Origin of the sequence: Lysinibacillus sp., assembly GCF_032093475.1 — a bacterium.
GTDB lineage: Bacteria > Bacillota > Bacilli > Bacillales_A > Planococcaceae > Lysinibacillus > Lysinibacillus irui.
The window spans coordinates 1-7,611 of the sequence record NZ_DAMDAY010000165.1 but is presented as its reverse complement, the minus strand read 5'-3'; the positions used below and the strand labels follow the sequence as shown (position 1 = coordinate 7,611).

The window sequence follows — 7,611 nt, the reverse complement described above, 5'->3', positions numbered from 1 at the left end:
AAGAAAATTGGCACAAAAAAGACTCCAAGTGACAATAAGCCATACAGAATTGCACCCAAAATACCTTTAAATCCGTAACTCCGCTCAATTAAAATGGCAGTAAATACTACTGCTACAAAGAGTAACCCAACTGCATATATCAAGATGAAATCTGGAAATGTATTTGGATAGAGCCAACTCCATATTTCCAGGCTATTTTTATCGTAAATTGAAAAACTAGATTGAAAATCTATTGGTATAACACTATTTACGATTTGTTTATCAAATAGAATCAACACTATTTGGAAAGCAATTAAACCAAGAACCAAAAGCATAATGGCTGTTAATTTAGCGAAATAAATAGTAATTCTTTCTGTTGGCAACATTAATAATCGATAAATAAATGTGTTTTTTCCAAACCAATCTCTATACCAAATGAAAAAAACATATATTATTAACACCGTGATACACAAAAAGATTGGTAACAGAAACCACTCAGATTGTTTGAAATGATAAAAAGAAAAAGTACCATGTTTCTCAATGTATTGATTCATGGAGAACTGCTGTTCAGCCATCACTTGCTTTGCATTTTTCATATAACCTTGTGAGATGATTATCGCCCCAATGAGTTGACTCAAAGCTGTCAACCCTATAAGAATGAGGTAGAATTTAAAAAATCGATTTACTTCGAAATGGACAAGTTTTAAATAGTTTTTCATCCTCGGTACACCTCCCGCATCACATCAACGACTGATTTCCCTTCATTCTCCCGTACTTCCTCCACGTTAAATTCCATTACTACTTCACCACTTTCAATAAGAACCGCTTTATCAATCAAATGTTCAATATCACTAATTTCATGAGTGGTAATAATGACCCCTCGCTCTTCAATTAAATGGCTTGTAAACACGTCGGCTATCTGTTCACGAGAGAACAGATCAATACCAGAGAATGGTTCATCCATTAACAAATAATCCACATCCATGGATAATCCTAGCAGCATATTTACCTTAGCTGCATTTCCCTTCGATAAATTAGCAATCCGTTCAGCTGGATCTAGTTTGAAAAATTTCAGTAGCTCCTCTGCCCTATGTGAATTCCAGCTTTTATAAAAATCAGCCATGAATGCAATGGCATCACAAATTTTCATTTGAGGCAACATCGTAATCGTGTCAGGAATAAAGGAAATTTTATCAAAACTATCTTTTCGGATTTTTTCCCCATCAATTAAAATGTCACCGCTATTAATCGGAGTAAGTGCCATTATAGCTTTCAAAATTGTTGTTTTCCCCACTCCATTTATTCCAATTAAGCAGGTAATTTCGCCTTTTTTAGCGGTAAAAGAAAGATCGTTTAAAACCTGTATCCTACCGTATTTTTTCGTAACATTTTTTACTTCGATCATTATGATTCCTCCGCTCCAATTTCGGCATCATGCTTTTTTTTCACAAGTTCCAACACTTCAGCTAACGGCACATCGATGGATTTAATTGAACTTAAAAATAAGTCGACCGCTTCCAGAATTAATTCTTCACGAACACTTTTAAGGACCGCTCCATCTTTCGTAATGCAGCTTGGCATATTCCCCTCAGTAAAAATCAATCCTTGTTCCTCCATTTCCTTATAAGCTCGTTGTGCTGTATTGGGGTTAATCTTTAGCTGGTTGGCCAATTCCCTTCTTGAGGGAATCTCCTGACCGGGTTCATAATAGCCCTTGGCAATTTGTTCCTTCAAGTGCCGAATAACCTGAACATAAACCGGATCCCGATTATTAAACTTTACAGTCAATATACTCAACTCCTTTATATCCTATCTTTGTGTATTAACTACTTAATACACATTGTGTATGATGATTGATTGTACGTTTTGCAAAATTAGTCATTCCAAAGCCAACAAGTAGGATGTATTAATAGATTAATACACCAATATTAAAAAAATGTATTAAGCACATAATACACTTCTTGTGATGTATTATATGCTTAATACACATTTCAAGTCAACCACATTAATGGAAATAACTATCAATCATTAAAATCATACCCAGTCATTTGAATAACGACGAGCATTTCAATACAATTAAGATTTTAATTTTATTTATAATAAATGACGTATAAAAAATAATAGTTGATCTATACTAATAAAGATTTCACTTAATAAATCCGATGACTAGGAGGGTTAACCCGATGAGTGCGATTGATCGATTACTCTGAAGGACCATCAAAGCTGAATAAAGCTAAAGTACAGTTTTCTTAGGATCTTCTTAAGAATCTATACGGAAGCGAGGCAGTGTGTCATGGAGCAAAAATAGTAAGTGGTAATCAGACCCGGAAAATGATTTCCGGGTTTTTCTTTTTCTTTCAACATGACAATTTCTACTCAAATTTTCAATAAAAAATCACCTCTAAAAAAACAAGAGGTGATTTAATAATTAGCTTCATCTTAATTAAAACATTATAAAGATGGTATATTTTTTTATAGTAATTCCTCTGCCAGGAATCTATAAGTATTTAAACGACTGTCTAATTCATATTGATTACAATTTAGCATTACTTCATCAAACCCATAGTGTTCTTGCTCAGCAATTAAAAATGCAGCAATGTCCTTTGGTGTACCAACAAGGTTCGCTTTACGATTATTAGCAATCGTTATTTTATCCATCTCAGTTAGTGGATAATCCTTTGCTTCTTCTGGTGACATCGTTTGAATAATTTGGCCCTTCATCAGTTGAAGACGAGAAATATCAATTGGTTTAGCCAAATATTCCGCTTCTTCTAATGTCGGTGCAACAGTTGCTGCATATGTGACGATAATTTGTGGTTTTTCCATATAATAAGAAGGCGTAAAATAGGCTTTATAGGCATCAAAAATATCCTTCGACATATTACCGGTAAAGAATTGAGCATAAGAATACCCTACCCCCAGTTGACCAGCCTGCATAGCACTTTGCCCACTCGAACCTAGTAACCAAGCTTCAGGTAAAGAAATTTGTGCTGGGGCTGCAACAACTTGATCATAAACATGTTCACCTGTTTTCTGGTTATTCATTAACTTTAAAATAATGTCGAGTTTGTCGTACTGTTCTGTGAAGCGTTGTCTTCTTCCCTCTGCTAAAGCATAAATAGCAGCATGATCGCCACCAGGGGCTCTCCCTACACCAAAGTCAATACGATTTGGTGCTAGGCCAGATAATGTCTTGAATACCTCTGCAAGCTTATATGGTGAATAATGCATCATCATGACGCCACCAGTACCAATGCGAAGTCGCTTTGTTTTCGCAGCTAAAAAAGCAGCGGTCACTTCGGGAGCTGAACTTGCTAGTGACTGACTATTATGGTGTTCAGCTAGCCACATACGATGATAGCCAAGTTCTTCACCTTGCAGTGCCAGTTGTTCTGTACGTTGGAAGGCTTCCTCTGCCGAATGACCCTTAGGTATAGGCATTTGATCTAAAATACTTAATCTCATTTAAAACATCCTCTCTGTCTCTTAGCTCCCTCTTTTACTGTAATACAGTTTGGATGATTTACAAAATAAAAAACCTTACTCATAAGCTAGTTGTTTATTTTCCCATGTTCGATAGACCAAGCTCACTAGCTTTTGTTTTTGTTGCTGATTGAATACCACGTCATTAAATTTCATCGCTTGAAGAGAAAATTGCTGGGTTTCTTCGTTAACAACAAATTGTAAAATCGCATGTCCTTTTTCATCTTGAAACGTTATATCCCCTGATAATTCAACAACATGTTCTCCAGTCTTTGCCTGATAATAACGCCAATATGGTTCAAAAAACGCATAATTAAACGCATTTCGCACTGTCACATCTGAAAAATTCTCCAAATAGCCTTCTTTTACGAGATCAATATAGTCATGATCTGTTATATCTTTTTTTGCATTAAAGACATATCCTACAAGAACCCCCATAAACACAACACAGAGAAAAACGCGTATATGATTGCCTAAACTCATGTCATCACGTCCCCTTTAAGTAAAAACACCATCTTCTACATAATACATCAAAATAACGACTTTAAGTAGAAATTATTTGAATAATGTAGAAATTATATCATTTTACTATCTAGTCATTTTAAGCTTCCCTACTCTAAAATACTAAAAGAGTATTTACAGCCTATCTTCAGTTCGCTACTATCAGATTATTACAATAGAAAAGAGAGGACCTTGTTGTGCCTTTTGATTTAGACATAAATATTTTAATCATCCTACTCCTATTCGGTTTCTTAGCAGCATTTATTGATTCTGTTGTTGGTGGTGGCGGACTTATTTCTTTGCCAGCCCTCCTTTTTGTTGGCCTTCCCCCCTCTGCTGCAGTTGCAACCAATAAATTAGCAGGTACGATGGGGTCACTTACTAGTACCGTGACATTTTATCGTTCTGGTAAACTAGATATAAAAGCCGTGCATAAATTATTCCCTTTTGTCTTTTTCGGCTCCATGCTTGGTGCTTGGATTGTCCACTTAATGGATCCGAGTGTACTTAAGCCACTCATGTTGTTCATGCTCGCAGCAGTAGCCATCTATACTATCTTCAAAAAAGACTGGGGAAGTATGACTACCTATAAAAAGTTAACACCCAAACGCTATATGATTTTTGTTATCGTCATCACGCTTATTGGCTTTTATGATGGCTTTTTAGGTCCTGGGACAGGCTCATTTTTATTATTTGCTTTTCTAATGGTTGGGTTTGATTTTTTACAATCGGCAGGAAATGCTAAATTTTTAAATTTTGGCAGCAATATAGCAGCCCTTCTTATGTTTATATACTTAGGACAAATAAATTATGCCTATGGTTTACCAATGGGGCTTGCTCAAATTGCAGGCGCCATTGTTGGATCTAAGTTTGCCATTAAACGCGGCAGTGGTTATGTTCGTAAACTATTTATCGTTGTGACTATTCTATTACTCTTGAAAAATACATATGACTATTTTTCATAACACTCTGTTATGCATAACGTATGCCACAACTATAGAAGGATAAAACTTATCTCATATTGGGGTAAGTTTTTTTTAATGCTATTAACTTTTTCCCACCCTTCGCACGTCTAGTACATGTATACAATTTGACAATGTTAAAAAAGGAGCTTCTTTGGACATGAAAACAAGAAATGCATTTCAACATGAAGAGGTGTTTGTCCAATTCATTCGTGAACAAAAAGAGCGATTTTATTTGCTCGCGTATAGCTATACAAAAAATGAACAGGACGCACTAGATGTTGTACAGGACAGTATTCAAAAAGCCATGCTGTCATTAGATCGACTTGAAAATGTGACCTATATGAAAAGCTGGTTTTACAAAATAGTTGTCCGTACAGCCATTGATTTTTTACGTAAGCATAAACGCTTACAGGTTACAGATGATGATACACTGCAATATTTAACTCCTGCCCAAGAGGACGTTTATGAAAATGTCGACTTGGAGCATGCATTAGATGAGCTCCCACAAATGTATCGTGAGGTTGTCATTCTTCACTATTTCGAGGATTTAAAGCTCGCTGACGTGGCGAACATCCTCGATATCAAGTTGAGTACAGCCAAATCGCGTCTTTATAAAGCATTAAAACTATTGAAAATACAATTAGAAGATGTGAAGGGAGAAACTGCACATGGATAAAAAATTACGAGATTTAGAAAAACAATATATAGAGGTTCCTATTCCAAAGGAGCTAGACTTTGTCGTTGAAAAGGCACTGAAGCAAGGCAGAAAAAAGAAAAAAAACCGTACACCACAATGGTTACTTGGTTCAGCTGCTGCAGCTATGCTATTTACTGCTAGCTTAAATGTTAGTCCGGCAATGGCCAAAACACTCTCTGAAATTCCCGTTGTCGGTAGTGTTGTCAAAGTATTAACATGGACAGAATATGAAGTGACAGAAGATAATTATGATGCCAATATTAAGGTTCCATCCATTGAAAATTTAGATAATCAAGACCTTGCGAATACATTAAATGAAAAATATCGTGCAGAGGGAAAGGCCCTCTACGATCAGTTCATCGCAGAAGTTGGTGATTTAAAGGCCAATGGTGGAGGTCATTTAGGCGTTGATAGTGGCTTTGAAATAAAAACAGATAATGAGCAAATATTATCGATTGGTCGTTATGTTGTGAATACAGTGGCCTCGTCTTCTACGGTGATGGAATACGATACAATTGATAAAGAAAATGAAATTTTAATTACACTACCGATGCTCTTTAAAGATCAACAATATATTAAGACGATTAGTGAAAATATCAAAGAGCAAATGCGTGCACAAATTGCAGAATCTAATCAAGAAAAAGTGTATTGGGTGAAAGGCGCTGGTCTTGCCGACGAAGATTTAATGGAGGAATTTACAACAATCAAACCAGATCAGTCATTTTATATTTCAGATCAAGGGAAGCTGGTGATTTCCTTCGATAAATATGAAGTAGCTCCAGGTTACATGGGTGTTGTAGAATTTGAAATTCCAACAGATGTCCTACAAGAAGATCTTGTTAGCATGAAATATATTCATTAATGTAGCTGACTTACCATACGACGAGGTATTTGACGATTGACTCATCAAATACCTCGTTTTTTCATGTAGACATACCATTTTTTGCTTATAAAGCTGACTTTTTTTGTCTAAGCTAATATGTATCAATCAATGTTAGAGGGTTTTCATCATGAAAGGTGTAGGATCAATCAGTATTTTACATGTCATCTTCCTATCAATGACAGTTATTGGCTTGAAAAACCATGTAACCATTCTTCCTCCTCTTTTAGATATGGCCAAAAGAGATGGCTGGCTATCCGTATTGTTTGCTGGAGGTATCATGTTCTTTTGGCTATTTCTTGTTGTGTATATTCACAAGAAAACTAAACAAGAATCCATCCGAGACTGGTTAAACGAAAAAATCGGAAAAATCGGCTCTACCATTATTATTTATGCGATTATTATTTTTTTAATGATTATGACGGCTTTTACAATGGTTGAAACCTTACAATGGGTCAATACGACATTTTTACCTCAAACGCCTGTTATCATATTATTAGTTATCTATATTTTTCTTTGTATACTACTGGTGACCACTAGTCTACAGACGATCGTCATCTTAAATGTCTTTGTATTATTTGGGGTTGTCGTTCTTGGCTTTTTTGTTGCCTTTACCAATATACAAGTAAAAGATTATGAATTATTACGACCCTTCTTTGAACATGGATTACAGCCCGTGTTTCGAGGTATGATATTCCCAGCATCAGGGTTTATTGAGCTGTTAATATTGTTATTTTTACAGCATCAGTATAAAGAGCAAATTCGCTGGTATCACTTTGCTATTATGCTAGCGATCCTAGTTGGTTTAACTTTAGGTCCATTAATTGGTGCCATAACGGAGTTTGGTCCAAGTGAAGCCGCTAAACAACGCTATCCTGCCTATGAAGAATGGGGTTTAGTGACGATTGGGCGCTATATTGAACATCTTGACTTCTTCTCTATTTACCAATGGTTAACCGGAACTTTTATACGTGTAAGTTTCCTTTTGTACATCGTAGCTGATTTATTGAAAATGACAGGAGATAAAAAGCGTATATGGCAAATGCTGGCACCTCCCTTCTTCATCCTTTGTTTACCATTAATTATGTTAAATGAAAGCTTATTTT

9 protein-coding genes are annotated in these 7,611 nt (G+C 35.7%); 4 read left to right on the top strand and 5 right to left on the bottom strand.

Annotated elements, in window-relative coordinates; translation table 11 throughout:
• From RT445_RS22125 to RT445_RS22105, 5 genes are all read right to left on the bottom strand, one after another.
• Positions 1 to 698 (bottom strand): hypothetical protein (locus tag RT445_RS22125; protein ID WP_313471571.1); only part of this gene is annotated, 698 nt, incomplete at its 3' end.
• A complete protein-coding gene (locus tag RT445_RS22120; RefSeq protein WP_313471570.1) occupies positions 695 to 1,384 on the bottom strand; it encodes an ABC transporter ATP-binding protein in 690 nt (229 codons plus the stop codon). The genes RT445_RS22125 and RT445_RS22120, both read right to left, overlap by 4 nt.
• Positions 1,384 to 1,767 carry a GntR family transcriptional regulator gene (locus RT445_RS22115; protein ID WP_274793481.1) on the bottom strand — a complete coding sequence of 128 codons (384 nt, stop codon included), beginning with the start codon at positions 1,765 to 1,767 and terminating at the stop codon, positions 1,384 to 1,386. Before RT445_RS22115 ends, RT445_RS22120 begins: the two co-directional genes overlap by 1 nt.
• A 684-nt stretch (positions 1,768 to 2,451) precedes the next feature.
• Positions 2,452 to 3,444, bottom strand: a complete 993-nt coding sequence (locus RT445_RS22110) for an LLM class flavin-dependent oxidoreductase (RefSeq protein WP_274793482.1) — start codon at positions 3,442 to 3,444, stop codon at positions 2,452 to 2,454.
• 75 nt (positions 3,445 to 3,519) lie between these two features.
• On the bottom strand, positions 3,520 to 3,945 hold the full coding sequence (locus RT445_RS22105; protein ID WP_274793483.1) for a hypothetical protein: 426 nt from the start codon (positions 3,943 to 3,945) through the stop codon (positions 3,520 to 3,522).
• A 215-nt stretch (positions 3,946 to 4,160) separates the two neighbouring features.
• On the opposite strand from RT445_RS22105, the gene RT445_RS22100 reads away from it, so the two are divergent.
• The 4 genes from RT445_RS22100 to RT445_RS22085 form a co-directional block, all read left to right on the top strand.
• Positions 4,161 to 4,928: a TSUP family transporter gene (locus RT445_RS22100; protein ID WP_274793484.1), complete on the top strand. Its 768-nt coding sequence runs from the start codon at positions 4,161 to 4,163 to the stop codon at positions 4,926 to 4,928.
• A 157-nt stretch (positions 4,929 to 5,085) separates the two neighbouring features.
• On the top strand, positions 5,086 to 5,604 hold the full coding sequence (locus tag RT445_RS22095) for an RNA polymerase sigma factor SigV (protein WP_155594023.1): 519 nt from the start codon (positions 5,086 to 5,088) through the stop codon (positions 5,602 to 5,604).
• Positions 5,597 to 6,487, top strand: coding sequence for an anti-sigma-V factor RsiV (gene rsiV / locus RT445_RS22090; RefSeq protein ID WP_274793485.1), 891 nt, complete (start codon positions 5,597 to 5,599; stop codon positions 6,485 to 6,487). Before RT445_RS22095 ends, rsiV begins: the two co-directional genes overlap by 8 nt.
• A 148-nt stretch (positions 6,488 to 6,635) precedes the next feature.
• The coding region (locus tag RT445_RS22085; protein WP_313471566.1) for an endospore germination permease at positions 6,636 to 7,611 on the top strand (976 nt) is incomplete at its 3' end.

Coding starts and splice junctions, on each gene's coding strand:
- rsiV (WP_274793485.1), top strand. CDS start 5,597: ATGGATAAAAAATTACGAGATTTAGAAAAACAATATATAGAGGTTCCT.
- RT445_RS22095 (WP_155594023.1), top strand. CDS start 5,086: ATGAAAACAAGAAATGCATTTCAACATGAAGAGGTGTTTGTCCAATTC.
- RT445_RS22120 (WP_313471570.1), bottom strand. CDS start 1,384: ATGATCGAAGTAAAAAATGTTACGAAAAAATACGGTAGGATACAGGTT.
- RT445_RS22110 (WP_274793482.1), bottom strand. CDS start 3,444: ATGAGATTAAGTATTTTAGATCAAATGCCTATACCTAAGGGTCATTCG.
- RT445_RS22105 (WP_274793483.1), bottom strand. CDS start 3,945: ATGAGTTTAGGCAATCATATACGCGTTTTTCTCTGTGTTGTGTTTATG.